This window comes from Citrobacter sp. CK199, assembly GCF_030333285.1.
Classification (GTDB): domain Bacteria; phylum Pseudomonadota; class Gammaproteobacteria; order Enterobacterales; family Enterobacteriaceae; genus Citrobacter_B; species Citrobacter_B koseri.
In genome coordinates, this window is the sequence record NZ_JAOWGF010000024.1 from 913467 (window position 1) to 939763 (window position 26297).

The 26297-nt window shown below is 54.1% G+C and carries 21 protein-coding genes; 5 read left to right on the forward strand and 16 right to left on the reverse strand.

What is annotated here, in order from left to right; all coding sequences use genetic code 11:
* Nucleotides 1–7: 7 nt before the first annotated feature.
* The 9 genes from nuoI to lrhA all read right to left on the reverse strand — a co-directional run bounded on the left by nuoI (nucleotide 8) and on the right by lrhA (nucleotide 10772).
* Complete coding sequence (gene nuoI, locus OGX75_RS08360) at nucleotides 8–550, reverse strand: NADH-quinone oxidoreductase subunit NuoI (protein WP_012131497.1); 543 nt, start codon at nucleotides 548–550, stop codon at nucleotides 8–10.
* A 14-nt stretch (nucleotides 551–564) separates the two neighbouring features.
* A complete protein-coding gene (gene nuoH / locus OGX75_RS08365) occupies nucleotides 565–1542 on the reverse strand; it encodes an NADH-quinone oxidoreductase subunit NuoH (protein WP_012131496.1) in 978 nt (325 codons plus the stop codon).
* A complete protein-coding gene (gene nuoG, locus OGX75_RS08370; RefSeq protein ID WP_047463972.1) occupies nucleotides 1539–4265 on the reverse strand; it encodes an NADH-quinone oxidoreductase subunit NuoG in 2727 nt (908 codons plus the stop codon). Before nuoG ends, nuoH begins: the two co-directional genes overlap by 4 nt.
* An 81-nt stretch (nucleotides 4266–4346) precedes the next feature.
* A complete protein-coding gene (gene nuoF / locus OGX75_RS08375) occupies nucleotides 4347–5684 on the reverse strand; it encodes an NADH-quinone oxidoreductase subunit NuoF (protein WP_012131494.1) in 1338 nt (445 codons plus the stop codon).
* Nucleotides 5681–6181, reverse strand: a complete 501-nt coding sequence (gene nuoE, locus OGX75_RS08380) for an NADH-quinone oxidoreductase subunit NuoE (RefSeq protein ID WP_012131493.1) — start codon at nucleotides 6179–6181, stop codon at nucleotides 5681–5683. Before nuoE ends, nuoF begins: the two co-directional genes overlap by 4 nt.
* A gap of 2 nt (nucleotides 6182–6183) precedes the next feature.
* Nucleotides 6184–7986: an NADH-quinone oxidoreductase subunit C/D gene (gene nuoC, locus OGX75_RS08385; protein ID WP_012131492.1), complete on the reverse strand. Its 1803-nt coding sequence runs from the start codon at nucleotides 7984–7986 to the stop codon at nucleotides 6184–6186.
* An 85-nt stretch (nucleotides 7987–8071) separates the two neighbouring features.
* A complete protein-coding gene (nuoB, locus tag OGX75_RS08390; RefSeq protein WP_012131491.1) occupies nucleotides 8072–8746 on the reverse strand; it encodes an NADH-quinone oxidoreductase subunit NuoB in 675 nt (224 codons plus the stop codon).
* Nucleotides 8747–8761: 15 nt separating this feature from the next.
* Nucleotides 8762–9205 (reverse strand): NADH-quinone oxidoreductase subunit NuoA, encoded by a 444-nt coding sequence (gene nuoA, locus OGX75_RS08395; protein ID WP_012131490.1) that lies wholly within the window; start codon nucleotides 9203–9205, stop codon nucleotides 8762–8764.
* A gap of 628 nt (nucleotides 9206–9833) precedes the next feature.
* Nucleotides 9834–10772 (reverse strand): transcriptional regulator LrhA, encoded by a 939-nt coding sequence (lrhA, locus tag OGX75_RS08400; protein ID WP_012131489.1) that lies wholly within the window; start codon nucleotides 10770–10772, stop codon nucleotides 9834–9836.
* A 935-nt stretch (nucleotides 10773–11707) separates the two neighbouring features.
* On the opposite strand from lrhA, the gene alaA reads away from it, so the two are divergent.
* On the forward strand, nucleotides 11708–12925 hold the full coding sequence (gene alaA / locus OGX75_RS08405; RefSeq protein ID WP_012131487.1) for an alanine transaminase AlaA: 1218 nt from the start codon (nucleotides 11708–11710) through the stop codon (nucleotides 12923–12925).
* A 104-nt stretch (nucleotides 12926–13029) separates the two neighbouring features.
* Complete coding sequence (gene yfbR / locus OGX75_RS08410) at nucleotides 13030–13629, forward strand: 5'-deoxynucleotidase (RefSeq protein WP_012131486.1); 600 nt, start codon at nucleotides 13030–13032, stop codon at nucleotides 13627–13629.
* A gap of 91 nt (nucleotides 13630–13720) precedes the next feature.
* Here the strand turns inward: yfbR and OGX75_RS08415 are convergent, their stop codons facing one another.
* The 4 genes from OGX75_RS08415 to yfbV all read right to left on the reverse strand — a co-directional run bounded on the left by OGX75_RS08415 (nucleotide 13721) and on the right by yfbV (nucleotide 17334).
* A complete protein-coding gene (locus tag OGX75_RS08415; RefSeq protein ID WP_286451187.1) occupies nucleotides 13721–15553 on the reverse strand; it encodes an SLC13 family permease in 1833 nt (610 codons plus the stop codon).
* A gap of 77 nt (nucleotides 15554–15630) precedes the next feature.
* Nucleotides 15631–16308: a sugar phosphatase gene (locus OGX75_RS08420; RefSeq protein ID WP_012131484.1), complete on the reverse strand. Its 678-nt coding sequence runs from the start codon at nucleotides 16306–16308 to the stop codon at nucleotides 15631–15633.
* The gene (locus OGX75_RS08425; RefSeq protein ID WP_012131483.1) at nucleotides 16301–16795 is read right to left on the reverse strand and encodes a YfbU family protein; all 495 of its coding nucleotides are present in this window, start codon (nucleotides 16793–16795) and stop codon (nucleotides 16301–16303) included. The genes OGX75_RS08420 and OGX75_RS08425 overlap by 8 nt, the downstream gene beginning before the upstream one ends.
* Nucleotides 16796–16878: 83 nt before the next feature.
* On the reverse strand, nucleotides 16879–17334 hold the full coding sequence (yfbV, locus tag OGX75_RS08430) for a terminus macrodomain insulation protein YfbV (RefSeq protein ID WP_003028087.1): 456 nt from the start codon (nucleotides 17332–17334) through the stop codon (nucleotides 16879–16881).
* Between the two features lie 338 nt (nucleotides 17335–17672).
* Between yfbV and ackA the strand changes: the two genes are divergently transcribed.
* The 3 genes from ackA to yfcC all read left to right on the forward strand — a co-directional run bounded on the left by ackA (nucleotide 17673) and on the right by yfcC (nucleotide 22839).
* Nucleotides 17673–18875 (forward strand): acetate kinase, encoded by a 1203-nt coding sequence (gene ackA / locus OGX75_RS08435; RefSeq protein ID WP_012131481.1) that lies wholly within the window; start codon nucleotides 17673–17675, stop codon nucleotides 18873–18875.
* Nucleotides 18876–18951: 76 nt separating this feature from the next.
* On the forward strand, nucleotides 18952–21096 hold the full coding sequence (gene pta, locus OGX75_RS08440; RefSeq protein WP_024130156.1) for a phosphate acetyltransferase: 2145 nt from the start codon (nucleotides 18952–18954) through the stop codon (nucleotides 21094–21096).
* Nucleotides 21097–21312: 216 nt separating this feature from the next.
* Nucleotides 21313–22839 carry a putative basic amino acid antiporter YfcC gene (gene yfcC / locus OGX75_RS08445; protein ID WP_286451186.1) on the forward strand — a complete coding sequence of 509 codons (1527 nt, stop codon included), beginning with the start codon at nucleotides 21313–21315 and terminating at the stop codon, nucleotides 22837–22839.
* A gap of 283 nt (nucleotides 22840–23122) precedes the next feature.
* Here the strand turns inward: yfcC and OGX75_RS08450 are convergent, their stop codons facing one another.
* Genes OGX75_RS08450 through OGX75_RS08460 form a run of 3 tightly spaced genes read right to left on the reverse strand, consistent with a single transcriptional unit; the run spans nucleotide 23123 to nucleotide 26287 of the window.
* Nucleotides 23123–24076 carry a transketolase family protein gene (locus tag OGX75_RS08450; protein ID WP_286451185.1) on the reverse strand — a complete coding sequence of 318 codons (954 nt, stop codon included), beginning with the start codon at nucleotides 24074–24076 and terminating at the stop codon, nucleotides 23123–23125.
* Complete coding sequence (locus tag OGX75_RS08455; RefSeq protein WP_049008599.1) at nucleotides 24069–24899, reverse strand: transketolase; 831 nt, start codon at nucleotides 24897–24899, stop codon at nucleotides 24069–24071. Before OGX75_RS08455 ends, OGX75_RS08450 begins: the two co-directional genes overlap by 8 nt.
* The gene (locus tag OGX75_RS08460) at nucleotides 24896–26287 is read right to left on the reverse strand and encodes a PTS ascorbate transporter subunit IIC (protein ID WP_012131474.1); all 1392 of its coding nucleotides are present in this window, start codon (nucleotides 26285–26287) and stop codon (nucleotides 24896–24898) included. Before OGX75_RS08460 ends, OGX75_RS08455 begins: the two co-directional genes overlap by 4 nt.
* Nucleotides 26288–26297 lie beyond the last annotated feature (10 nt).

The window sequence follows — 26297 nt, forward strand, 5'->3', positions numbered from 1 at the left end:
CCTCTCCTTACGGTAACAGGCTCTTGACGTCGATAGGCTTGGCTTCGTTCTCTGCTTCGCCCTTATCTTTGCCGTCGATTGCCATACCTGCCATCCGGTAGAAGTTATATTCCGGGTATTTGCCCGGACCGGAGATCAGCAGATCCTCTTTCTCATAAACCAGGTCCTGGCGCTTGTACTCACCCATTTCAAAATCGGGGGTGAGCTGAATGGCCGTCGTCGGACAGGCTTCTTCGCACAGGCCGCAGAAAATGCAGCGTGAGAAGTTGATACGGAAAAACTCAGGATACCAGCGACCATCTTTCATCTCTGCTTTTTGCAGCGAGATACAGCCTACCGGGCAGGCTACCGCACACAGGTTACAGGCAACGCAACGCTCCTCGCCGTCCGGGTCGCGCGTCAGCACGATACGGCCACGGTAACGAGGCGGTAGATAGACCGGCTCTTCCGGGTACATCTGCGTTTCGCGTTTCGCGAACGCATGCAGGCCGATCATCCAGATACTGCGTACCTGGGTGCCGAAGCCTACTAACAATTCTTTTAAGGTCATGGTCTTTGTGCCCCTTATTGCGCCTGCCAGAGAATGACAGCCGCCGTTACCAGCAAGTTGATGAGCGTCAACGGCAGGCAGACTTTCCAGCCGAAGGACATTACCTGGTCATAACGAGGACGCGGTAACGACGCACGAATCAAAATGAACATCATCATAAAGAACGCGGTTTTCAGCGCGAACCAGATGAATGGCGGTAAGAACGGGCCATGCCAGCCACCGAAGAACAGCGTCACCATCAGCGCGGAGATAGTAACGATACCGATGTATTCCCCCACGAAGAACAGACCGAATTTCATACCGGAATATTCAATGTGATAACCATCGGCCAGTTCCTGCTCGGCTTCCGGCTGGTCAAACGGATGACGGTGACACACCGCCACGCCCGCGATGGCAAAGGTGACAAAACCAAAGAACTGCGGAATAACGTTCCAGATATCAGCCTGGTTGTTGACGATGTCGGTCATATTAAATGAACCGGCCTGCGCCACCACGCCCATCAGGGAAAGCCCGAGGAACACTTCGTAGCTGAGCGTCTGTGCTGATGCACGCATCGCCCCCAGCAGCGAGTATTTGTTGTTGCTCGACCAACCGGCGAACAGCACCGCATACACCGCCAGGCCCGCCATCATCAGGAAGAACAGAATCCCGATGTTCAGGTCAGCGACAACCCAGGTCGGGCTAACCGGAACGATAGCGAACGCCAGCAGCAGCGAGGTAAAAGCGATCATCGGCGCCAGGGTAAAGATGACGCGATCCGAGAATTTCGGGATCCAGTCCTCTTTAAAGAACATTTTGATCATGTCCGCGACCAGCTGGAGCGAACCGCCCCAGCCAACGCGGTTTGGCCCATAACGGTTCTGGAACAGACCCAGCAGACGACGTTCGCCAAAGCTCATGAATGCCCCGCAGGTGACCACCACCAGCAGGATCACCACCGCTTTGAGAATGCTCAGCAGGATCTCGATCAGATCCGGTGTAATCCAACTCATTGTTGCGCCTCCTGCAGATTCTCAAGACGACCGCCCGCCAGAACCGGCGCGATGCCAGGCATACCCATCGGCAATCCGACCTGCCCTGCCGTTAAGCCTTCAGCGATTTCAACCGGCAGCGTTACCGTATTGCCGTCGTAGCTGAAGGAAACGCGCGTTCCCGCATTCACGCCCAACTTCGCGGCATCAGCCGGGTTGAGTTTGATGTACGGTTGCGGCATACGGCTCTGGAAGACCGGAGAGCGCTGCGACATTTCGTCACTGCCAAACAGGTGATAGTACGGCGCGATACGCCACTGACCATCCTGCGCCTGGAAGCTGGCCGGTACGGTAGTGAAGTAATCAAGACCGTTTTCAGATGCTTCAATCAAACGCACGCCCGGATCGCCATGACGCAGTTTGCCGCCCACTTCATCCTGGAACTTGTTCCACGCCTGTGGGGAGTTCCAGCCTGGCGCCCAGGCAAACGGAATCTGCGAACGCGGCGCGCCCGGCTGGTTGTTCCCTTCCATTGAGAAGGCGAACATGGTGTCTTTATCCTGCGGCTGACGCGGCTCGTGAACGCTGATATTAGCGCGCATCGCGGTACGACCGCTGTAACGGTGCGGCTCACGCGCCAGTTTCTGCCCGCGAATGCGGAAGGTCGCGTCCGGCGCGGCATCTTTAATGCCCGCCAGTTGCGGCATTGCGGCGATCGCGGCGTCAATAACGTGGTCCAGTTGCGTCCAGTCCACCTCGCGGTTCTGCACGGTGCTGTGCAGCGAGTGCAGCCAGCGCCAGCTTTCCAGCATCACGGTGTTGCTGTCGTAATAGGCCGGGTCATAAACCTGGAAGAAACGCTGCGCGCGGCCTTCGTTGTTGATGACCGTACCGTCGCTTTCCGCAAAACTTGCGGCGGAGAGCACCAGATGCGCATTCTCCATAATCGCCGTGCGTTGATGGTCAACCACCATCACCAGCGGCGCTTTTGCCAGCGCGGCATTTACGCGAACGGCGCTTGCATGACGGTGCAGATCGTTTTCCAGCACCACGACAGCGTCGGCACGACCGGTTTCCAGTTCGGTCAACGCGTCATCCAGCGAACCGCCGCCCATCATGCCCAGCCCCATGCTGTTGACCGAGCGGGCAATCATGGTGATGCCGACATCCGAACCACGGCCTTTCAGCGCTTTCGCCACGTTGGCGGCCGCCTGAATCACTTCCGCGCTACCGGCGTTGGTGCCGGAGATAATCAGTGGTTTCTTCGCACCTGCCAGCGCCTGAACGATGACGTCGATTTTGTTCTGCAAATCGCTGCTGATGCCGTCGACCACCGGTGCGCTGTCGTCCAGCGCATGAGCGATGGCAAAGCCTAAACGCGCCTGATCTTCCACCGGCGCACGGTAAGTCCATGCCGCGATGTCGTCCAGACGGGTGTTGTCAACGTTGGTCACAAACAGCGGATGCTTAGCGCGCTGGCCGATATTGAGGATGGCCGCAATCTGCCAGTCGGCCACTTTCTGGGCCGCCGCCATTTCACGTGCTTTGCCTTTCACCGCCTGACGAACCGCCAGCGCAACGCGCGCGCCGGTCTGGGTAATATCTTCGCCCAGCACCAGTACCGCATCGTAAGATTCGATGTCACGCAGCGCCGGAGTATGAATGCCGCCTTCGCGCAGCACTTTCAGCGCCAGTTGCAGACGTTCCTGCTCGCCCTGAGCGATACCGGTATAGAAGTTATCCGCGCCCACCAGTTCACGCAGCGCGAAGTTGCTCTCAACGCTGGCGCGCGGAGAACCGATGCCGATCACTTTCTTCGACTGACGCAGAATATCCGCCGCGCCCTGCATCGCCTGTTCGGCGTTGAGGGTGATCAGGTCATCGCCACGACGCTGAATCGGCTGACGAGGCCTGTCTTTCAGGTTCACATAACCATAACCGAAACGACCACGGTCGCAGAGGAAGTAGTGGTTAACGGTCCCGTTGTAACGGTTCTCGATACGACGCAGTTCGCCGTAGCGCTCGCCCGGGCTGGTGTTACAACCGATGGAGCACTGCTGGCAGATGCTTGGCGCAAACTGCATGTCCCACTTACGGTTATAGCGCTCGGAGTGCGTTTTGTCGGTGAATACGCCGGTCGGGCAGATTTCCACCAGGTTGCCGGAGAATTCGCTTTCAAGCGTACCGTCTTCAGGACGACCGAAGTAGACATTGTCATGCGCGCCATATACGCCCAGATCCGCGCCGTCTGCGTAGTCTTTGTAGTAACGCACACAGCGGTAGCAGGCGATGCAGCGGTTCATTTCGTGAGAGATGAACGGCCCCAAATCCTGGTTGCGGTGAGTACGCTTAGTGAAACGGTAACGACGGAAGTTGTGGCCCGTCATCACGGTCATATCCTGAAGGTGGCAGTTACCGCCCTCTTCACAGACCGGACAATCGTGCGGGTGGTTGGTCATTAACCATTCCACCACGCTTTCGCGGAACTGTTTCGCTTCTTCGTCATCAATAGAAATAAAGGTGCCGTCGGTGGCAGGCGTCATACAAGACATCACCAGGCGACCACGCGTATCTTCCGCGTTTTGATATTGCTTCACCGCACACTGGCGGCAAGCACCGACGCTACCCAGCGCCGGGTGCCAGCAAAAGTACGGAATATCAAGGCCGAGGGACAGACATGCCTGTAGCAGGTTGTCTGCGCCGTTGACCTCATATTCTTTGCCGTCTACATGAATCGTAGCCATAGTCAGCATGCTTCCAGTTGGCTTAGTCAGGGACTAAGCGTTAATCGAATGACTTATCGCGATGCAGGGGTAAGCCCGCAATTACCAGCGCTCTTTCAGCAGGTTCGGCTGTATACCACCAATCACATGGGTATTGCTGAACGGCTGCTTGATGCCAGCTTCGAATTCTTCGCGGAAATATTTAATGGCGCTCTGCAACGGTTCGACCGCGCCTGGCGCATGCGCACAGAAGGTTTTACCCGGCCCGAGGAAACGACACAGTTGCTCAAGTGTCTCGATATCCCCTGGCTGGCCTTCGCCACGTTCCAGCGCACGCAGAATTTTTACACTCCACGGCAGGCCGTCGCGGCACGGCGTACACCAGCCGCACGATTCGCGCGCAAAAAACTCTTCCAGGTTACGCACCAGCGACACCATGCCGATTTCGTGGTCAACGGCCATCGCCAGCGCCGTACCCAGACGGCTGCCCGCTTTACCGATGCTTTCAAATTCCATCGGCAGGTCGAGGTGCGCTTCGGTCAGGAAGTCGGTTCCCGCGCCGCCTGGCTGCCAGGCTTTGAATTTCAGGCCATCGCGCATGCCACCGGCGTAATCTTCGAGGATCTCACGCGCGGTAGTGCCGAACGGCAGTTCCCACAGTCCCGGATTTTTCACGCGACCGGAGAAGCCCATCAGCTTGGTGCCCGCATCTTTGCTCTTCGAAATGTTCTGATACCACTCCACGCCGTTCGCGAGGATCGCCGGGACGTTACACAGCGTTTCCACGTTGTTGACGCAGGTCGGCTTGCCCCATACGCCGGAGCTTGCCGGGAACGGCGGCTTAGAGCGCGGGTTGGCGCGACGACCTTCGAGGGAGTTAATCAGCGCGGTTTCTTCACCGCAGATGTAACGCCCTGCCCCGGTGTGAACAAACAGTTCGAAGTCGAAACCGGTGCCCATGATGTTTTTGCCGAGCAGACCGGCTTCGGTCGCTTCCGCGATTGCGCGGCGCAGATGCACAGCCGCTTCGATGTATTCGCCACGCAGGAAGATGTAGCCACGGTACGCTTTCAGGGCAAAGGCGGAGATCAACATACCTTCCACCAGCAGGTGCGGCAGTTGCTCCATCAGCAGACGGTCTTTATAGGTGCCCGGCTCCATTTCATCGGCGTTACACAGCAGGTAACGGATGTTCATGGATTCATCTTTCGGCATCAGGCTCCACTTCAGACCGGTAGAGAAGCCCGCGCCGCCGCGCCCTTTCAGGCCAGCGTCTTTCACCTGATTGACGATCTCGTCAGGAGACAGCCCGGTCAGCGCTTTACGCGCGCCTTCGTAGCCGTTTTTACTACGGTATTCGTCCAGCCATACCGGCTGCTTGTCATCGCGCAGACGCCAGGTCAGCGGATGCGTTTCGGGAGTACGGATAACGTTTTTCATTTATACCGCTCCAGTAGTTCGGGAATGGCTTCAGGGGTCAGATGGCTGTGAGTATCCTCATCAATCATCATGTTCGGCCCTTTGTCGCAGTTCCCCAGGCAACAGGTCGGCAGCAGCGTAAAGCGACCGTCAAAGGTCGTCTGCCCCGGCTTGATATTGAGTTTTTTCTCCAGCGCGGCCTGGATCCCCTGATAACCGGTGATATGGCACACCACGCTGTCACAGTAACGGATCACATGGCGACCGACCGGCTGGCGGAAGATCTGGCTGTAGAATGTGGCGACGCCTTCGACATCGCTCGCCGGAATACCCAGCACGTCGGCGATCGCGTAGATCGCGCCATCCGGCACCCAGCCACGCTGCTTCTGTACGATTTTCAGCGCTTCAATGGACGCCGCACGCGGGTCTTCGTAGTGGTGCTTCTCGTGCTCAATGGCTTCACGCTCTGCCGCACTCAGCTCAAAAGCCTCGGTTTGTGGTTGTTGATTCTCGTGCATAATTAGCGGTCCACATCTGACATAACAAAATCGATACTACCTAAATGAACGATCAGGTCAGACACCAGGCTGCCGCGTACCGCCACCGGAATCTGCTGCAAATGCGCATAGCTCGGGGTACGGATACGAGTACGGTAACTCATGGTGCTGCCATCGCTGGTCAGGTAGTAACTGTTAATACCCTTGGTCGCCTCTACCATCTGGAAGGATTCATTCGCAGGCATGACCGGGCCCCACGACACTTGCAGGAAGTGGGTGATCAGGGTTTCGATATGTTGCAGCGTGCGCTCTTTCGGCGGCGGCGTCGTCAGCGGGTGATCCGCTTTGAACGGGCCTTCCGGCATGTTATTGAGGCACTGCTCAAGGATGCGCAAACTCTGACGCAGCTCTTCGACTTTCAGCATCACGCGGGTATAGCAGTCGGACACGCCGCCGCCAACCGGGATTTCAAAGTCAAAGTTCTCGTAGCCAGAGTACGGACGTGATTTACGCACGTCGAAATCAATACCGGTTGCACGCAGCGCGGCGCCTGTACAGCCCCAGTCCAGCGCTTCTTTCTTGCCGTAAGCGGCAACGCCCTGGGAACGCCCTTTCAGGATGGTGTTGCGCAGCGCCGCTTTCTCGTAGGAGTCCAGACGCTTCGGCATCCAGTCCAGGAAATCGCGCAGCAGGCGATCCCAGCCGCGCGGCAGGTCGTGCGCGACGCCGCCGATACGGAACCAGGCCGGGTGCATACGGAAACCGGTGATCGCTTCCACTACATCATAAATTTTCTGACGGTCGGTAAAGGCGAAGAAGACCGGGGTCATCGCGCCGACGTCCTGAATAAACGTCGAGATGTACAGCAGGTGGCTGTTAATGCGGAACAGTTCGGAGAGCATAACGCGAATCACGTTTACGCGATCCGGTACGGTAATACCCGCCAGTTTTTCTACCGCCAGTACGTACGGCATTTCGTTGACGCAGCCGCCGAGGTATTCGATACGGTCGGTATACGGAATGTAACTGTGCCAGGACTGGCGTTCGCCCATTTTCTCAGCGCCACGGTGGTGGTAGCCGATGTCAGGCACGCAGTCGACAATTTCTTCGCCGTCAAGCTGAAGTACGATACGGAATGCGCCGTGTGAGGACGGGTGGTTCGGACCGAGGTTGAGGAACATAAAGTCCTCGTTTTCGGTGCCGCGTTGCATCCCCCAGTCTTCCGGTTTGAAGGTCAGCGCTTCCATCTCCAGATCCTGCTTGGCTTTGGTCAGCTCAAACGGATCGAATTCGGTAGCGCGCGCCGGGTAGTCTTTACGCAGCGGATGCCCTTCCCAGGTCGGCGGCATCAGCAGACGCGTCAGGTGCGGGTGGCCGTCAAACGTGATGCCAAACATCTCCCAGGTTTCACGCTCGTACCAGTTGGCGTTCGGGAAGAGTTTGGTAAACGTCGGCACATGCAGGTCGTTTTCAGACAATGCCACCTTGAGCATGATGTCGCGATTGCGGTCTATTGAGATCAGGTGGTAGAAAACGGAAAAATCCGCAGCGGGTAACCCGTCGCGGTGCGTGCGCAGACGCTCGTCCATGCCGTGTAAGTCAAACAGCATGACGTAAGGTTTCGGCAGTTTCTTTAAGAAATCGCCAACTTCCAGTAATTGTTCACGCTTGACCCAAACAACGGGTACCCCGGTGCGGGTCGCCTGAACGGTAAAGGCATCCGGCCCAAAACGGTTGCGCAGTTCGCCAATGACCGGGTCATCCAGATGATCCCGGGTTTGCCATACAGCGTCTTGCGCGGTTAAGTCGGTCATATTGTTCACCATTGCAAATGGTCCGTGGTAGTCGGCAGTACTTCGCGTTATTTATGTAGTGATAAGCGAAGTGAAGTCTGCTGCCGACAGGCGCAAATTAAATCTCGTCTGGTGTACGTAGATTCGTTACTGCAATGCGTTCGCCGCGTTTACGTTCGCGCTCTGACTGCATATTGGCGCGATAAACGCCCTGATCGCCAACCACCCAGGAGAGCGGACGACGTTCTTTGCCAATAGATTCCTGCAACAGCATCAGCGCCTGCATGTACGCTTCAGGGCGCGGCGGGCAGCCCGGGATATACACATCTACCGGGATAAATTTATCAACGCCCTGCACAACCGAATAAATATCGTACATACCGCCAGAGTTAGCGCATGCCCCCATGGAAATCACCCACTTCGGCTCCAGCATCTGGTCATACAAACGCTGAATAACAGGCGCCATCTTGGTAAAGCATGTTCCCGCTACCACCATCAGGTCGGCCTGACGCGGCGAAGCACGCAGTACTTCCGCGCCGAAGCGCGCCACGTCATGCACGGCGGTAAAAGAGGTCACCATCTCGACATAGCAGCAGGAAAGGCCGAAGTTATACGGCCAAATTGAATTCTTACGACCCCAGTTAACCATGTCATGCAGCGCGTGTTCGAGCTTGCCCATATACACGCTTTTGTTGATTTCTTGCTCCAGGGGGTCGGTTACGATCTCCTGTTTTTGCAGGGGGTAACGGTCATTCTCACCGTTGGGATCTATGCGGGTGAGCGTATAATCCATCTTAATGCCTCGCGGTTAGCGTTGACGATTAGCGATACTGTTCGTTTCCGGGTTCATACGCTCGCGGCGTGAACGCGCGGGCGTCCAGTCCAGCGCGCCAATACGCACCAGATAAACCAGACCAGCCAGTAACACAAAAATAAAAATTGCAGCTTCCACAAAGCCTACCCAACCGCTTTCACGGATAGAGGTCGACCATGCGAACAGATACAGCGCTTCAACGTCGAAGATAACGAAGAACATGGCTACCAGGTAAAACTTGGCAGACAGGCGTAAGCGGGCGGAGCCGACCGAGTCGATACCTGATTCAAACGGGGTGTTTTTCGACCTCGCGCGCGCGCGACCGCCTAAAAACCAACCGCCGACGAGCATCAGGCAGCACAGGCCAATGGCAATAATAAGAAAGATAGCGAATGCCCAGTGATGAGCGATGATTTCAGTGGATGTTGACATACTCATTGCTTACTCATCAAAAGTAGCGCCAAATTCTCTGCTCTTTTCGGCAGATGAACGCCACATCGATTCATGGGGAGGAATAAAAAAAACCTTACAATCACTGTAGAAAATGATTAAACAGCTAATTGATGTGGTTTTTTACTCCTTTCTATAACCTTTTGTCAACTTTAACAAAAGTTCCTTCACATTAATTTACATCGACACAACACCATTAACATTTAATGCCATTTTGACTGATTTCGATCGCATCACCAGCCCGAATTTAATGTTGTTGAATCGTGTCCGTTGTGAAGTAAATGAGATAATACACTCCTATTTTGACAGGATTTTACGCAGATGCCTCCCCCTAAATGGGAGTATTTTCTTGATCTGTGACACGCTTTTGTTAATCCGCCATAAAAAACAGCAACAATTTCTCTAGTTTTTTAACATGGAAACAAAACCAGACCGTCAGTGCCTATTTTTCATCCAAATTAACAGGTTAATGACTACTTACTGATTTTTTAGGCTTTTTCCCGCATTTACGTTCGAAACGCCGGTAAATTGTATAAAAAAAGAACCGCTGGATGTTTTTTCAGCATCAGCGGCCCTTTTTTACACTTACATTTTATAACGTTTTTTTTGTGACTGGCTACTCAAAGTCACCTTCAACCATCAGCGAATCGTCTCCTCCTTCGGGAGTAAACTGACTGTATTGCCAGGGGTTTTGGTAACTGTCCATCGCCTGATAGATAACCTGCGCCAGTTCGTTCTGGCCTGATGGATCGCGACACAGTAAGTATTCCGTGTCTGGCAACGGCGGTAATCCATCCGCAGCGCCGAGCACGCGTAAATCCGGGCTCATCATCTCAACCGGTCGCGCGGTGATCCCCAGTCCGGCTTTTACGGCCGCGCGTACCGCCGCTAACGTTGAGGCCACATAGGCAAGGCGCCAGGGAATATTCGCCGCATTCAACGTCGCTAATACGATATCGCGGAACGGGCTGGGATCGTCTAACAACACCAGCGGGATCGGTTCTCCCTTCTGTAGCACATATTCCGCCGCGCAGTACCAGTGTGTCGGCGATGTGCGCAGGTTCAGGAACTCGAAAGATCCCGGACGGTGCGTAGTGACAATCAAATCCACTTCCTGCGATTTCAGCATATCCACCATAAAGGCGTTACGTTTCACCCTCACATCCAGAGCAAGCTTCGGGTAAACCGAACTGATCCGATTGAGCAGGAAAGGCAATATCGTATCGGCGGATTCATCAGAAGCGCCAATTGTTAATACGCCCTGAAGATTGCTAAACATCAATGATGAGCACGCCTCATCATTAAAGCGCAGGATTTTTCTGGCGTAACCCAGAAGCTGAATACCGTGTTCAGTCAACAGCTTGTTACGACCATGACGGGCGAACAACTCCTTGCCCACAAGCTGCTCAAGACGCTGCATTTGCTGACTCACCGCAGACTGAGTACGACACACCGCCGCCGCCGCAGCGGCGAACGTGTTCAGATCGGCAACAGCAACAAACGTTCTCAGCAGATCGAGGTCGAGGTTAATTATCGGACGATTTGCATTTATCATAATTTTTCACTTACTGGCGGGTCATACCATGCTGACCTGGTTAATGCTGTGTGTTCATAAACAAACAATTCCATTTGTAATGTGCTTCCCTCGCCGTTTCACTTGCGTAACCAAGTGAAAGTAAAAATGTATTTGGTGCTGCTAACAACCTCTTCTCCTTTCTTTTCGAATAATCCCAGAGGTCATTACCAGGGATATATCGAGGAGAAGACGCATACCTTTTTAGGTAACAACGGAATTCTGCTAAGGATAAACGTGTAATTTTGTAAATGTAAAAGAAGTTAACGGACATTTACCGACACAAAAAAAGCCTACTGAGCAACAAGTTAGTTATAGATGCTCGTCATAAAAATTAGCAGACAACGCAGACTGCGCACCATTTCCTGGGGCTTATCTTAACCCAAAACCACTATATTTATAAGCCTTAATACGAATAATCTGAAGCGTGATTATGTTATCTTAACTAAGAAAATTATGTATTATTAATCTCACCAGCAGGTGCTTTTTAAATATTAAATAATAATTAATTAAGATCGCCACTACTCATTAATTCTACTTAACAATAGATTTACACCCTAACGTTTACAGATCATGGCGATAACAGTAGTTTCGTAAAAGCATTCAGTATTTTCCTGATAATTGAGTTATGCTGACGCCGCTAACACTTTCCTCCCTGAGTTTAGACTATTTTTTAACAAAACATACAACCACACAAAAGCCTGATACTAAAAATAAAAAACCAATAAAATAAATAAAAGCAGTAATAAAAACTACAATAATGGCATTAAAGCAGGACTTAACAGCACAATCCCACACTAAGCCTGAGCAAAATCTTCTACTGCTGACCCTTCAAAACTCACCGCTGTGGGAGTACATTGTTCCGTGCTGACTTCCACGGCAGGGAGTGGCGATAACAGCTAAAAAGGTCAAGATTCATGTCCCCCATTGAAAAATCCAGCAAACTAGAAAATGTCTGTTATGACATCCGCGGCCCTGTTCTGAAAGAAGCGAAACGCCTGGAAGAAGAAGGCAATAAAGTTCTGAAACTGAACATCGGCAACCCCGCCCCTTTTGGTTTTGAAGCGCCTGATGAGATCCTGGTCGATGTCATCCGCAATTTACCAACGGCGCAGGGGTATTGCGATTCAAAGGGTCTGTATTCCGCACGCAAAGCGATCATGCAGCATTACCAGGCGCGCGGCATGCGCGACGTCACCGTAGAAGATATCTATATTGGTAACGGCGTATCCGAATTGATCGTGCAGGCAATGCAGGCGTTGCTGAACAGCGGGGACGAAATGCTGGTTCCCGCGCCGGATTACCCGCTGTGGACAGCGGCAGTCTCGCTCTCCAGCGGCAAAGCGGTACACTATCTTTGCGATGAATCTTCTGACTGGTTCCCGGATCTCGACGACATCCGCGCCAAAATCACGCCGCGTACCCGTGGCATTGTGATAATCAACCCGAATAACCCAACCGGCGCGGTTTACTCCAAAGAGCTGCTGATGGAGATCGTTGAGATTGCCCGTCAACATAATCTGATCATTTTCGCCGATGAGATTTACGACAAGATCCTCTACGACGACGCTGAGCATCATTCTATCGCCGCGCTGGCGCCGGATCTGCTGACCATTACGTTCAACGGGCTGTCCAAAACCTATCGCGTCGCCGGATTCCGCCAGGGCTGGATGGTGCTGAATGGGCCAAAAAAACACGCCAAGGGCTACATTGAAGGGCTGGAGATGCTGGCGTCAATGCGTCTGTGCGCCAACGTTCCGGCACAGCACGCGATCCAGACGGCGCTGGGCGGCTACCAGAGTATTAGCGAATTCATCATGCCGGGCGGGCGTTTGTATGAACAACGTAACCGCGCGTGGGAGCTGATTAACGATATTCCGGGCGTTTCCTGCGTGAAACCGCGCGGCGCACTGTATATGTTCCCGAAAATAGATGCGAAGCGCTTTAACATCCACGATGACCAGAAGATGGTGCTCGACTTCCTGTTGCAGGAAAAAGTGCTGCTGGTGCAGGGAACCGCGTTCAACTGGCCCTGGCCGGATCACTTCCGCATTGTAACGCTGCCTCGTATTGACGACATTGAAATGTCGCTGAGTAAATTCGGGCGCTTCCTGTCAGGATATCATCAGCTGTAACCGTAAACTGGCCGTCGGATGCAACGTGAGAAAGACGAGTATTTGCATCCGATGGCCTTCTCTGCGCACAATGACCCTCAGGTTGTCATCATGAAAAGGTCACTATGAAGCAGAGCCATTTTTTTGCCCACCTCTCCCGCCTGAAACTGATTAACCGCTGGCCATTGATGCGCAACGTGCGCACCGAAAACGTCTCCGAACACAGTTTGCAGGTGGCGATGGTCGCCCACGCGCTTGCCGCTATCAAAAATCGCAAATTCGGCGGCCAGGTCAACGCCGAGCGTATTGCGCTACTGGCGATGTACCACGATGCCTCTGAAGTGTTGACCGGCGATCTCCCGACTCCGGTGAAATACTTCAATTCGCAAATCGCGCAGGAATACAAAGCGATTGAGAAAATTGCCCAACAAAAACTGGTGGATATGGTTCCTGACGAACTGCGCGATATTTTTGCACCGCTGATCGACGAACATGCTTACAGCGAAGAAGAGAAATCGGTTGTGAAGCAAGCCGACGCGCTTTGCGCCTATCTGAAGTGTCTGGAAGAGTTATCGGCGGGCAATAATGAATTCCTGCTGGCAAAAACGCGACTGGAAAAAACCCTGGCGTCGCGCCGCAGCGAAGAGATGGACTATTTTATGGCGGTGTTTGTGCCCAGTTTTCACCTCTCGCTGGATGAAATCAGCCAGGATTCGCCGCTATAAATCGTTTTGCCGGATGGCGACGTAAACGTCTTATCCGACCTACTGCTACATTTGTAGGCCGGATAAGCGAATAGCGCCATCCGGCAAAAAATCAAAACGGAAACAGCACCGGGATCATCACCACGCATACCGCCATAACGATTATCGTAAACGGCACCCCGATCTTAACAAAGTCGCTAAAACTGTAGTTCCCCGGCCCCAGAACCAGCGTGTTTACCGGCGAGGAGACCGGCGTCATGAACGCCGCCGACGCCGCCATTGCCACCACCATTGCGAAAGGATACGGTGACACCCCCATCGACTTCGCTGCCGCAAGGGCTATCGGCGCCATCAGCACGGCGGTCGCGGTATTGGAAATAAACAGCCCGATGGTGGCGCACAGCACAAACAGACATGCCAGCATCATATAAGGGCCATAGCCGCCGCCGACATCCATCAATCCTTTAACGACCAGATCAACGCCGCCGGTCTTTTGCAACGCCAGCGCAAAAGGCATCATCCCGACAATCAGGATAATGCTCGGCCAGTGAATCGCTTTGTAGGAGCTTTCTGCATCAATACAGCGGAATTTCCCCATCAGCAGGCAAGCAATGATTGCCGCGATCGGGTTAGGGATCTCATCGGTCAGCATCAGCGCAACCATCAGCACCAGACAGAAGATCGCATGCGGCGCCTGGCTGTGCGCCGGGGAGGCATCGCTCACTTCCACAGGCATATTCAGCACCACGAAGTCACGGCCCTGCTTCGCCAGTTGACCAATCAGCTTCCAGTTTCCCACCACCAGAATAATGTCGCCCATTAACAGCGCTTCATCAGCAAGCGACCCTTCGATTGCCACGCCGTCACGCTTCAGACCGACGACATTCAGGCCATAGCGCGTACGAAAACCGATCTCGCGCACCGATTTGCCAATCAGTTCCGATTCGGGAATCAGGGAGATTTCCGCCATCCCCACGTCCAGCGCCTGATCGGAAAAATACTCGCCGCGTAAAACCATCGGCTCCAGCAGTTGCTCACTGCAAAATTCCCGGAGATCCACCTCTGCGGCAGACATATCGATCAGTAACACATCGCGGGCGCGAAATTCCGACACCCCATTGACGTTAACAATAACGCGCCGAAAGCGCCGCCAGCGTTCAACGCCGATCACGTTCGCGCCATAGCGCTCACGCAGCTTGAGGTCATCCAGACGCTGGCCGACCATCGGCGAACCTGGACGAATGGCAAGCCGACGAGCGCGACCGGTCAGACGGTACTCTTTGATTAAATCGCGAAAGGCGCGACGCTTCCAGCCATCACGCTGCTGCGACGCATCATCCCCTTTCAACATAAAGCGCATCACCAGCATGTAGATAATGCCAAGGAACAGCACCATCAGCCCAATCGGCGTGACGCTAAAGAAGCTAAAACCGTGCAGCCCTTCGCGCAGCAGTTCACTGTTCACCACCAGGTTGGGCGGCGTCGCCACCAGCGTCATCATGCCGCTGATAAGACCGGCAAAACTGAGCGGCATCATCAGGCGTGAAGGCGAGGTCTGCATACGCATAGAAACGCTTAACACCACCGGGATGAAAATCGCGACCACGCCGGTTGAACTCATAAACGCGCCAAGCCCGGCAACGGTGATCATCAGCAGCACCAGCATTTTGACTTCGCTGCTACCGGCCATTTTCACCAGCCAGGCGCCCATGACCGTCGCGACGCCGGTACGCACCAGCCCGTCGCCGATAATGAACAAGGCGGCAATCAGAACAACGTTAGGATCGCTGAAGCCGGAAAAGGCTTCTGAGATGCTCAATGTTCCACTCAGAACAAAGGCGACAATGACCAGCAAAGCAATCGCGTCCATGCGCACTTTGCCCGTCGCAAACAAGATAACGGCAATCGCCAGTAAGGAGAGAACCCATATCAATTCACCGTTCACAACATATCCTTGTTAAATGAGAGGGATGGACTGATTCTGCCATAAAAAAGCCCCAACAATGCGGGGCTAAATCATGTTCAGGTATTTCTAAGAACGACCACGTTTCCGTTGGGCTGTTTGGTCACGGAAATGTGCTCAAGGCTGCTCAGGGCAAAATCGACGTCCGCAATGCGGGGCGTGTCCTCAGGCGCATTGACCGCAATGACATGACACCCGGCGGCCAGCCCGGAGAGAATCCCGGCAGGCGCGTCTTCCACCACCGCGCATTCCTGCGGCGAGAGGCCGAGCAGTTGGGCGCCCAGCAGATAGGCATCCGGTTCCGGTTTACCGCGCTTCACGCGTTCAGCGGTAACAAACACCTCTGGCGCAGGAAGGCCGGCCGCCTGATGGCGCGCCCGCGCAACCGGCATCGAGCCTGAAGTAACGATAGCCCAGGGGATACCGGCTTTATTGAGATGGTTCAGCAATTCGACCGCGCCCGGCAACGCCACAATCCCTGCCGTATCCGTCGCTTCTATCTGTTCCAGACGGGTAAACTCTGCGGCGATCTCCTCCTCCGGCTTTCCCGCCATGAAGTGTCGCAGAGAGGTGATAGCCTGCTTGCCATGAATAAAGCTCAGCACTTCATCATGCGTGAGGCCAAAACGATCGGCCCAGTTGCACCATGTCCGCTCTACAACGGGTAAGGAGTCAACCAACGTTCCATCCAGATCAAACAGAAAGCCTTTGCACTGCACGCTCACCCCCTCAGGCATTGATAATCTGATTAATTTCGTTCGAGCTCAGGTGATACTGGCGCGGGCAGGAGTGCCAGACATTCAGCATACGCTGGTATTTTTCCCACATCGGCGTCTGGGCATTAAAGCCATGCGTACCGGCATCAAAGTGGGTATAGCGCCCTTCCACGTTCACCATAAAGCGAACGTAGCCCAGATAACGCGCTTCGGTTGCGGCATCAAACCCGAGGAACGTCACGCGACGCTCGTCAATGGTCTGCGCGTCTTTCAGGTTAGTCCAGGACACATGTAAGGCGTGATACATCTCCATGATATCGATAATCGTGCGGCAGGTTTCTTCCTTCAGTTCGCCAAACTCACGATCCAGCTCACGCATCTGCAAGCCGTAGCCGCGTTCAATGATCGTTTGCAGACGGCGATAACGCTCGGCGTTGGTCGGGTCGAGCATGGTCATCATTTTGTACTGGTTAGACAAAATCAGACGTTGAGCGTTGGTCATTTCCATTTTGGGACTCCTGTATCACTCTACTGCGGTCAAAAAAAGAAGGCATTGGTATGCCTTCTTTTATATGCGTAATCAGGGGTCAATTACAAATCATCAAGGAAAGTTTTATCCAGTTGTTTGAAGGCGCGCTTAAGCGTGTCAGCTAATGCCTGGTAATCCGGCTTGCCTTCTACTGGCGACAACGCCTGCCCGGCTTCCTGCAATTTTCCCCGAACCTCATAGAACCAGTTCAGGATGGAAGGCGGGAGTGGCGTAACGGAGCGTTTTCCCAGCCACCACATGCCTTGCATCGGTAAACTGAGCGCAAACAGGGCTGTGGCAACCGCCGGGCCTAACTGACCGCCCAGCGCGATTTGCCAGCACAGCGTAAACACCGCGATCGGCGGCATAAAGCGAATGGCGTAACGCGTCATACGAATCACGCGGTTCTCAACAAAGACCGGCGCAAGGCGCTTTTCCATCGGCCACGTCTTTGCGTAGTGCTGCCCCCGGCGAAACAAACTAAAAAAATTCACGGAGCGATTATCCGGTGTCGACATGGCTTTACCTCAACTTCACATATAAAAATTCAAAAATTTGTGCAAAACAACAACTGCAAGGGACATCGTTCAAAACATTTTGTCATTGATACCCACTATCAGGTATCCTGTGTCGGCCTCTAAGGCCAGTAGTCCAAAATCATTGAGTCGTCAAATTTACATATAGTATGCCATTGGCTGAAAAATACGCAAAATGGCATAGACTCAAAGGTATTTCTTCCATCATGCCGAAAAAGATTATTGCGCATGATGTTAATCATAAACGTCAGCGTCATCATGCGTTACGCTCTATGGCTCACTGACGTTTTTTTAGCCACGTATCATAAATAGGTACTTCCATGTCGAGTAAGTTAGTACTGGTTCTGAACTGCGGTAGCTCCTCACTGAAATTTGCAATCATCGATGCAGCGAACGGTGAAGAATACCTTTCTGGTTTAGCCGAATGTTTCCATCTTCCTGAAGCACGTATCAAATGGAAAATGGACGGCAATAAACAAGAAGCGGCTTTAGGTGCAGGCGCCGCTCACAGTGAAGCGCTGAACTTTATTGTTAATACTATTCTGGCACAAAAACCAGAACTGTCTGCGCAGTTGACCGCAATTGGTCACCGTATCGTACACGGCGGCGAGAAGTATACCAGCTCCGTGGTCATTGATGACTCCGTTATCCAGGGCATCAAAGACGCTGCGCCGTTCGCTCCGCTGCACAACCCGGCTCACCTGATCGGGATTACTGAAGCGCTGAAATCCTTCCCGGAACTGAAAGAAAAGAACGTTGCAGTGTTCGACACCGCGTTCCATCAGACCATGCCGGAAGAGTCTTACCTGTATGCCCTGCCGTACAGCCTGTACAAAGAACACGGCGTACGTCGTTACGGTTTCCACGGCACCAGCCACTACTATGTGACTCAGGAAGCCGCAAAAATGCTGAACAAGCCAGTTGAAGAACTGAACATCATCACCTGCCATCTGGGCAACGGTGGTTCCGTTTCTGCAATCCGCAACGGCCAGTGCGTTGACACCTCTATGGGTCTGACCCCGCTGGAAGGTCTGGTGATGGGCACCCGTACCGGTGACATCGACCCGGCAATCATCTTCTTCCTGCATGACAACCTGGGCATGAACATCGATCAGATCAACAAAATGCTGACCAAAGAATCAGGTCTGTTGGGTCTGACCGAAGTCACCAGCGACTGCCGTTATGTTGAAGACAACTACACCGCTAAAGAAGATGCGAAACGTGCGATGGACGTATACTGCCACCGTCTGGCGAAATACATCGGCTCTTACACCGCGCTGATGGAAGGTCGTCTGGACGCAGTGGTCTTCACTGGCGGTATCGGTGAAAACGCGGCGATGGTGCGTGAGCTGTCTCTGGGCAAACTGGGCGTGCTGGGCTTTGAAGTCGATCACGAACGTAACCTGGCTGCCCGTTTCGGCAAATCTGGTTTCATCAACAAAGAAGGTACCCGTCCTGCGGTGGTTATCCCAACCAACGAAGAACTGGTTATCGCGCAAGACGCGAGCCGTCTGACTGCCTGATTTTACACCGCCAGCCTAGCTGGCGGTGCTGTTTTGTAACCCGCCTGAAACCGGCGGTAACGAAAGAGGATAAACCGTGTCCCGTATTATTATGCTGATCCCTACCGGAACCAGCGTCGGCCTGACCAGCGTCAGCCTTGGCGTCATCCGTGCTATGGAACGCAAAGGCGTTCGTCTGAGTGTCTTTAAGCCAATCGCTCAACCGCGCGCGGGTGGCAATGCGCCAGACCAGACTACCGCTATCGTTCGTGCAAACTCGTCTGTCCCGGCGGCTGAACCGCTGAAGATGAGCCACGTTGAATCTCTGCTGTCCAGCAATCAGAAAGATGTGCTGATGGAAGAGATCATCGCGAACTATCACGCGAACACCAAAGATGCGGAAGTGGTGCTGGTTGAAGGCCTGGTTCCGACGCGTAAACACCAGTTCGCTCAGTCTCTGAACTACGAAATCGCGAAAACGCTGAATGCGGAAATCGTCTTCGTGATGTCTCAGGGCACCGACACCCCGGAACAACTGAATGAGCGTATCGAACTGACTCGCAGCAGCTTCGGCGGCGCGAAAAACACCAACATCACCGGCGTTATTGTTAACAAACTGAACGCACCGGTTGATGAGCAGGGCCGTACCCGCCCGGATCTGTCTGAGATTTTCGACGACTCTTCCAAAGCGAAAGTGGTGAAAGTCGATCCGGCTAAACTCCAGGAATCCAGCCCGCTGCCGGTTCTGGGCGCGGTGCCGTGGAGCTTCGATCTGATTGCAACCCGTGCGATCGACATGGCGCGTCACCTGAACGCTACCGTTGTGAACGAAGGCGATATCAACACCCGTCGCGTGAAGTCTGTCACGTTCTGCGCGCGCAGCATTCCGCACATGCTGGAGCACTTCCGTGCGGGTTCTCTGCTGGTGACTTCTGCTGACCGTCCTGACGTACTGGTTGCGGCTTGCCTGGCGGCAATGAACGGCGTGGAAATCGGCGCTCTGCTGCTGACCGGCGGCTACGAAATGGACGCGCGCATCTCTAAACTGTGCGAACGTGCTTTCGCAACCGGCCTGCCGGTATTCATGGTGAACACCAACACCTGGCAGACCTCTCTGAGCCTACAGAGCTTCAACCTGGAAGTTCCGGTTGATGACCATGAGCGTATCGAAAAAGTTCAGGAATACGTTGCTAACTACATCAACGCTGACTGGATTGAATCCCTGACCGCGACCTCTGAGCGCAGCCGTCGTCTGTCTCCGCCTGCATTCCGCTACCAGCTGACCGAGCTGGCGCGTAAAGCCGGTAAACGCGTCGTTCTGCCGGAAGGCGACGAACCGCGTACCGTTAAAGCGGCAGCCATCTGTGCTGAACGTGGCATCGCGACTTGCGTCCTGCTGGGTAACCCGGAAGAGATCAACCGCGTTGCCGCCTCTCAGGGCGTAGAACTGGGCGCAGGCATTGAAATCGTCGACCCGGAAGTGGTTCGCGAAAGCTATGTTGCTCGTCTGGTTGAGCTGCGTAAGAGCAAAGGCATGACCGAAACCGTCGCCCGCGAACAGCTGGAAGACAACGTGGTTCTCGGTACGCTGATGCTGGAACAGGATGAAGTTGACGGTCTGGTTTCCGGTGCGGTTCACACCACGGCAAACACCATTCGTCCGCCGCTACAGCTGATCAAAACAGCGCCGGGCAGCTCTCTGGTCTCTTCCGTGTTCTTCATGCTGCTGCCGGAACAGGTCTATGTTTACGGCGACTGCGCGATCAACCCGGACCCGACGGCAGAACAGCTGGCTGAAATCGCCATCCAGTCTGCGGAGTCCGCAATTGCCTTCGGCATCGAACCGCGCGTTGCGATGCTCTCCTACTCCACCGGCACCTCTGGCGCAGGCAGCGACGTAGAGAAAGTGCGTGAAGCGACCCGTCTGGCGCAGGAAAAACGTCCTGACCTGATGATCGACGGCCCGCTGCAATACGACGCCGCAGTCATGGCTGATGTTGCGAAATCCAAAGCGCCGAACTCTCCGGTTGCAGGTCGCGCGACCGTGTTCATCTTCCCGGATCTGAACACCGGTAACACCACCTACAAAGCGGTACAGCGTTCTGCCGACCTGATCTCCATCGGGCCGATGCTACAGGGTATGCGCAAGCCGGTGAACGACCTGTCCCGTGGCGCGCTGGTAGATGATATCGTCTACACCATCGCCCTGACCGCGATTCAGTCTTCACAGCAACAGCAGTAATCTGCTTTGTGTGCCGGATAGCGACGCTAAGGCGTCCTTATCCGGCCAGCACTTCATATCTAAGGTCTGGAAATAGCGATTATTTCCAGATTTTTTATGCCTGCCGAACCGGCATGAACGAAATCCGATTTTCCCGCTTAGCTGCGCTGTATCAATGAATAACTATTCCTCTGTTCGCATAATTATCTCTTTGCCTTGCAACAGGGATAGTGTGTTATGTCCGCAGTAACAGAATCGCAATCGCGGCCTGCCAAAAAATGGGCGATGCCCGATACGCTGGTGATTATTTTTTTCGTCGCCATTCTGACCAGTCTTGCCACCTGGGTTGTTCCCGTCGGAATGTTCGACAGCCAGGAGGTGCAGTATCAGGTTGACGGGCAGACGAAAACCCGCAAAGTGGTCGATCCCCACTCTTTTCGTATTCTCACCAACGAAGCCGGTGAAGCGCAGTATCACCGCGTCCAGCTCTTTACAACCGGCGATGAAAGACCCGGCTTAATGAATTTCCCGTTCGAAGGATTAACCTCCGGTTCTAAATTCGGCACGGCTGTCGGCATCATCATGTTTATGCTGGTGATCGGCGGCGCGTTCGGCATCGTCATGCGCACAGGCACCATTGATAACGGTATTCTGGCGCTGATACGCCATACGCGCGGTAATGAGGTGCTGTTTATCCCGGTGCTGTTCATCCTCTTCTCACTGGGCGGCGCGGTTTTTGGTATGGGGGAAGAGGCCGTCGCCTTTGCGATTATTATCGCGCCGCTGATGGTGCGCCTGGGCTATGACAGCATTACCACCGTACTGGTTACCTATATCGCCACCCAGATTGGTTTTGCCAGTTCATGGATGAACCCGTTTTGCGTCGTGGTCGCGCAGGGGATTGCGGGCGTACCGGTCCTTTCCGGCTCTGGCTTGCGCATTGTTGTGTGGTTCGTTTCCACGCTGATTGGTCTTCTTTTTACCCTGACCTATGCCGCGCGGGTGAAAAAGAATCCCCATCTGTCGCGCGTCCATGAATCCGATCGCTATTTCCGTGAGAAGCAGGACGAAATCGCCCAACGTCCTTTCACAGCAGGCGACTGGCTGGTGCTGATTGTGCTGACCGGAGTGATGATTTGGGTTATCTGGGGAGTGATTGTTCACGCGTGGTTTATTCCTGAGATTGCCAGCCAGTTCTTCACGATGGGCGTGGTCATCGGCATCATTGGGGTTATTTTCCGCCTCAACGGTATGACGGTGAACATCATGGCCTCCTCGTTCACCGAAGGCGCCAGAATGATGATTGCCCCGGCCCTGCTGGTCGGCTTCGCCAAAGGTATTTTATTGCTCGTGGGCAACGGCGAGGCGGGCGACGCCAGCATGTTAAATACCCTGTTGAACAGTATTGCTCACGGCATTAGCGGTCTGAACAACGCTGTCGCCGCATGGTTTATGCTGCTGTTTCAGGCCGTATTCAATTTCTTTGTCACCTCCGGTTCCGGTCAGGCGGCGTTAACGATGCCGCTTCTGGCTCCGTTAGGCGATCTGGTGGGCGTAAACCGTCAGGTTACGGTACTGGCTTTCCAGTTTGGCGATGGCTTCAGTCACATCATCTATCCAACGTCCGCATCGTTAATGGCGACATTAGGCGTGTGCCGGGTCGATTTTCGCAACTGGCTGAAGGTTGGCGCGACGCTGCTGGGGTTGCTGTTTATCATGTCCAGCGTGGTGGTTATCGGCGCGCAGTTGATGGGATACCATTGATCAAAAATGCCGGATGGCGACGCTGGCGCGTCTTATCCGGCCTACGAGTCAGGTTATTGTAGGCCGGATAAGCGGTAGCGCCATCCGGCAACAATACATCGTTATTACAGCAGCGTTTTCGCCGTTTCCACAATGGCCTCTGCGGTCAAACCATACTCCTTCTGCAAGAAATCCTGCGTCCCGACCTGACCATAACGTTAACTAGTGCGTCTTATCCGGCCTATGAGTCAGGTTATTGTAGGCCGGATAAGCAGTAGCGCCATCCGGCAACAATACATCGTTATTACAGCAGCGTTTTCGCCGCTTCCACAATGTCCTCTGCGGTCAAACCATACTCCTTCTGCAAGAAATCCTGCGTCCCGACCTGACCATAACGCTCTTTAACGCCGACGCGGCGCATGGGCACCGGGCACGTTTCAACCAGCACTTCAGCCACGGCCGACCCAAGTCCATTATGAATGCTGTGGTTTTCACAGGTGACGATTCGCCCGGTTTTCTCCGCGTAATTTTTCACCAGCATGCGGTCGATAGGCTTGAGGGTAAACATATCGATAACCGCCGCGTTCACGCCATCCTGCTCCAGCTGGCGCGCCGCCTCCAGCGCCTCGGCAACCATAATGCCGTTGGCAATCAGCGTGATATCACTGCCTTCACGCAGAACATTCCCTTTACCGATGGTGAACGTCGATCCCGGCGCATAAATGCTCGGGGCCTGTTTGCGGATAGTTCGAACCCAGTAAAAACCCTCAAGATCGATAAGCTGGCGCAAAATATCCTTAAACATGACGGCATCGGTCACTTCCAGCACAACCGAATGCGCCAGCCCGCGCACAATGCCCATATCTTCAAAAGACATATGGGTACCGCCGTTATGGCAGGCAGTCACGCCGGCATCCGACGCGATCACCTTGACGTTGTTGCGCTGGTAATCGAGCGACATAAACAGCTGATCAAAACAGCGACGGCTGGCAAAGGCGGTGAAGGTATGGACAAACGGTTTGCGTCCGGTGAGCGATAGCCCTGCCGCAGTGCCGATCACATTGGCTTCCATAATGCCGCAGTTGATCACATGCTGAGGATAATCCCTCGCAACACCGTCCATCGCCATAGAACTCATGAGATCCGCTTCAAGTGCGATAATCTGGCTTCCGGCCTCTATCTGCTCCGCCACAAATCCGGCGTACACTTTACGCATTTCCATGCTCTCTTTTTGTCCCGCGGGTGCAACCTTAATCATGCGCGGCCTCCAGTTGGCGAATCGTCTCGTTAAGCGCCTTTTTCATCTCATCGGTCAGACGCAGGTGGTGGGAGTTGCTTAATTGCTCCAGATAGGGCACGCCCTGTCCTTTAATACTGTCGAGGATCACCACGCGTGGACGGGCATCCGCCGCAGGAACCGGCTGAACGACCTCCAGCAGCCGGGCAATGTCATCGCCTTTCACGGTGACAACATCAAAACCGAAAGCGCGGAATTTCCCTTCCAGATCGAACGGGCAAATAATCTCATCCAGTTCGCCGTCCAGCTGCTGCTTGTTCCAGTCGATAAACACCGTCAGGTTGTTCAGCCGATGATGGGCGATAAACTGAAACGCTTCCCAGCACTGCCCTTCATTCAGCTCGCCGTCGCCGACGATACAAAATACCCGATTCGGGCGCCCGGCAAGTTTGTGCGACAGCGCCATCCCCCCGGCAATCGAGATCCCCTGCCCCAGTGAACCGGTCGTCGCATCCACGCCGCGCGTTTTTAACCTGTCTGGATGGCTCGGCAAACGGGTGCCGTTCTGATTAAGCGTGTTCAGTTCTTCTGTCGGAAAGTAACCTTTAATCGCCAGCGTGCTGTAGAGCGCCGGGCCAGCATGACCTTTAGACAGCACAAAGTAATCGCGCTCCGGCCAGTCGGGGTCGGCCGGGTCAATCTTCATCACCGCGCCGTACAGCACCGCCAGCGTCTCCACTACCGACATGCTGCCACCGTAGTGGCCAAAGCCAAGCTGCGTCAATGACTTAAGAGTGGCAACGCGAATATCGCGCGCCAGTTGAGTAACTTCATTCACATTCATAATTTGGCTCCGGTATTCTCCTGCGTGTTACCCCCCGCAGATTTGTTTTTCGCAAACACGTTGTACGCCACCAGCAGCACGAACAACGCCACAACAAGCCCTGTGATGGCAAGCGGCGACAGGTAGCGCGCCAGATTGCCCAGCACAATCCCCACTGCGCCGAAATCAGCGTCTGAGAAGGTCGTATTCGCAAAGCCGATCGCCCCCAGCACGGGCAGCAGCAGAACGGGCAGGAAGGTGATCAACAGACCGTTGGCAAATGCGCCGATCATCGCGCCGCGCCGCCCGCCAGTGGCATTACCAAATACACCAGCCGTCGCACCGGTAAAGAAGTGCGGCACCACGCCCGGCAGGATCAGCACCAGCTTCATCTGTCCGAGCAGGAACAGACCGACCAGGCCGCCAAGGAAGCTAAACAGGAAGCCAATCAGCACCGCGTTAGGCGCATACGGATAGACGACCGGGCAGTCCAGCGCCGGGCGGGCGTTCGGCACCAGTTTTTCTGAGAATCCGGTAAAGGCCGGTACGATTTCCGCCAGAATCAGACGTACGCCCTGTAGGATGATGAACACGCCCGCCGCAAAGGTGATCGCCATAATGATGGCGTAGACCAGGTAGTTCTGACCGCCGCTGAAGGTGCTCTCGACATATTCACGCCCCGCGCTCACCGCCATGATCAGATAGATAATCATCATGGTCAGAGAGATAGAGATCGAACTGTCGCGCAGGAAGCTTAAGTTTTTAGGCAGGTTCATCTCTTCGGTAGAGCGGGAACCTTTACCGCAAAGGCTGCCGATCCAGCCGGACAGCACATAACCCAGCGTGCCGAAGTGACCAAACGCAATATCATCAGTGCCGGTGATACGCTTCATATAGCGCTGCGCCAGCGCCGGGAAAAAGGCCATCACCAGCCCCAGAATCAGCGATCCGGTAAAGACGAGACCAACGCCGTCAAAACCGGCAACCGTCAGGATTACGCCGATCATACAGGCCATATAAAACGTATGGTGTCCTGTCAGAAAGATGTATTTCAGACGGGTAAAACGGGCGACCACAATATTCGCCACCATGCCAAAGGCCATGATCAGCGCCGTAGACGCCCCGTATTTTTCCAGCGCGATGGAAACAATCGCTTCGTTATTTGGAATAATCCCCTGGATATTAAACGCATGTTCAAACATTCCGCCGAGTGGATTTAAAGACCCGACCAGTACCGTTGCGCCGCCGCCCAGTACAATAAAACCTAAAATAGTTTTAATCGTGCCTTTCACCACATCGGAAAACGCTTTTTTCTGCGCGACAAGGCCAATTAAGGCAATTAACCCCACCAGCACCGAGGGCACTTTTAATATATCAACAACAAAATTCAGCGTTTCAAGGATAAACATATCCGCCTCG

Coding starts and splice junctions, on each gene's coding strand:
- nuoI (WP_012131497.1), bottom strand. CDS start 550: ATGACCTTAAAAGAATTGTTAGTAGGCTTCGGCACCCAGGTACGCAGT.
- nuoH (WP_012131496.1), bottom strand. CDS start 1,542: ATGAGTTGGATTACACCGGATCTGATCGAGATCCTGCTGAGCATTCTC.
- nuoG (WP_047463972.1), bottom strand. CDS start 4,265: ATGGCTACGATTCATGTAGACGGCAAAGAATATGAGGTCAACGGCGCA.
- nuoF (WP_012131494.1), bottom strand. CDS start 5,684: ATGAAAAACGTTATCCGTACTCCCGAAACGCATCCGCTGACCTGGCGT.
- nuoE (WP_012131493.1), bottom strand. CDS start 6,181: ATGCACGAGAATCAACAACCACAAACCGAGGCTTTTGAGCTGAGTGCG.
- nuoC (WP_012131492.1), bottom strand. CDS start 7,986: ATGGTGAACAATATGACCGACTTAACCGCGCAAGACGCTGTATGGCAA.
- nuoB (WP_012131491.1), bottom strand. CDS start 8,746: ATGGATTATACGCTCACCCGCATAGATCCCAACGGTGAGAATGACCGT.
- nuoA (WP_012131490.1), bottom strand. CDS start 9,205: ATGAGTATGTCAACATCCACTGAAATCATCGCTCATCACTGGGCATTC.
- lrhA (WP_012131489.1), bottom strand. CDS start 10,772: ATGATAAATGCAAATCGTCCGATAATTAACCTCGACCTCGATCTGCTG.
- alaA (WP_012131487.1), top strand. CDS start 11,708: ATGTCCCCCATTGAAAAATCCAGCAAACTAGAAAATGTCTGTTATGAC.
- yfbR (WP_012131486.1), top strand. CDS start 13,030: ATGAAGCAGAGCCATTTTTTTGCCCACCTCTCCCGCCTGAAACTGATT.
- OGX75_RS08420 (WP_012131484.1), bottom strand. CDS start 16,308: ATGCCTGAGGGGGTGAGCGTGCAGTGCAAAGGCTTTCTGTTTGATCTG.
- OGX75_RS08425 (WP_012131483.1), bottom strand. CDS start 16,795: ATGGAAATGACCAACGCTCAACGTCTGATTTTGTCTAACCAGTACAAA.
- yfbV (WP_003028087.1), bottom strand. CDS start 17,334: ATGTCGACACCGGATAATCGCTCCGTGAATTTTTTTAGTTTGTTTCGC.
- ackA (WP_012131481.1), top strand. CDS start 17,673: ATGTCGAGTAAGTTAGTACTGGTTCTGAACTGCGGTAGCTCCTCACTG.
- yfcC (WP_286451186.1), top strand. CDS start 21,313: ATGTCCGCAGTAACAGAATCGCAATCGCGGCCTGCCAAAAAATGGGCG.
- OGX75_RS08450 (WP_286451185.1), bottom strand. CDS start 24,076: ATGATTAAGGTTGCACCCGCGGGACAAAAAGAGAGCATGGAAATGCGT.
- OGX75_RS08455 (WP_049008599.1), bottom strand. CDS start 24,899: ATGAATGTGAATGAAGTTACTCAACTGGCGCGCGATATTCGCGTTGCC.
- OGX75_RS08460 (WP_012131474.1), bottom strand. CDS start 26,287: ATGTTTATCCTTGAAACGCTGAATTTTGTTGTTGATATATTAAAAGTG.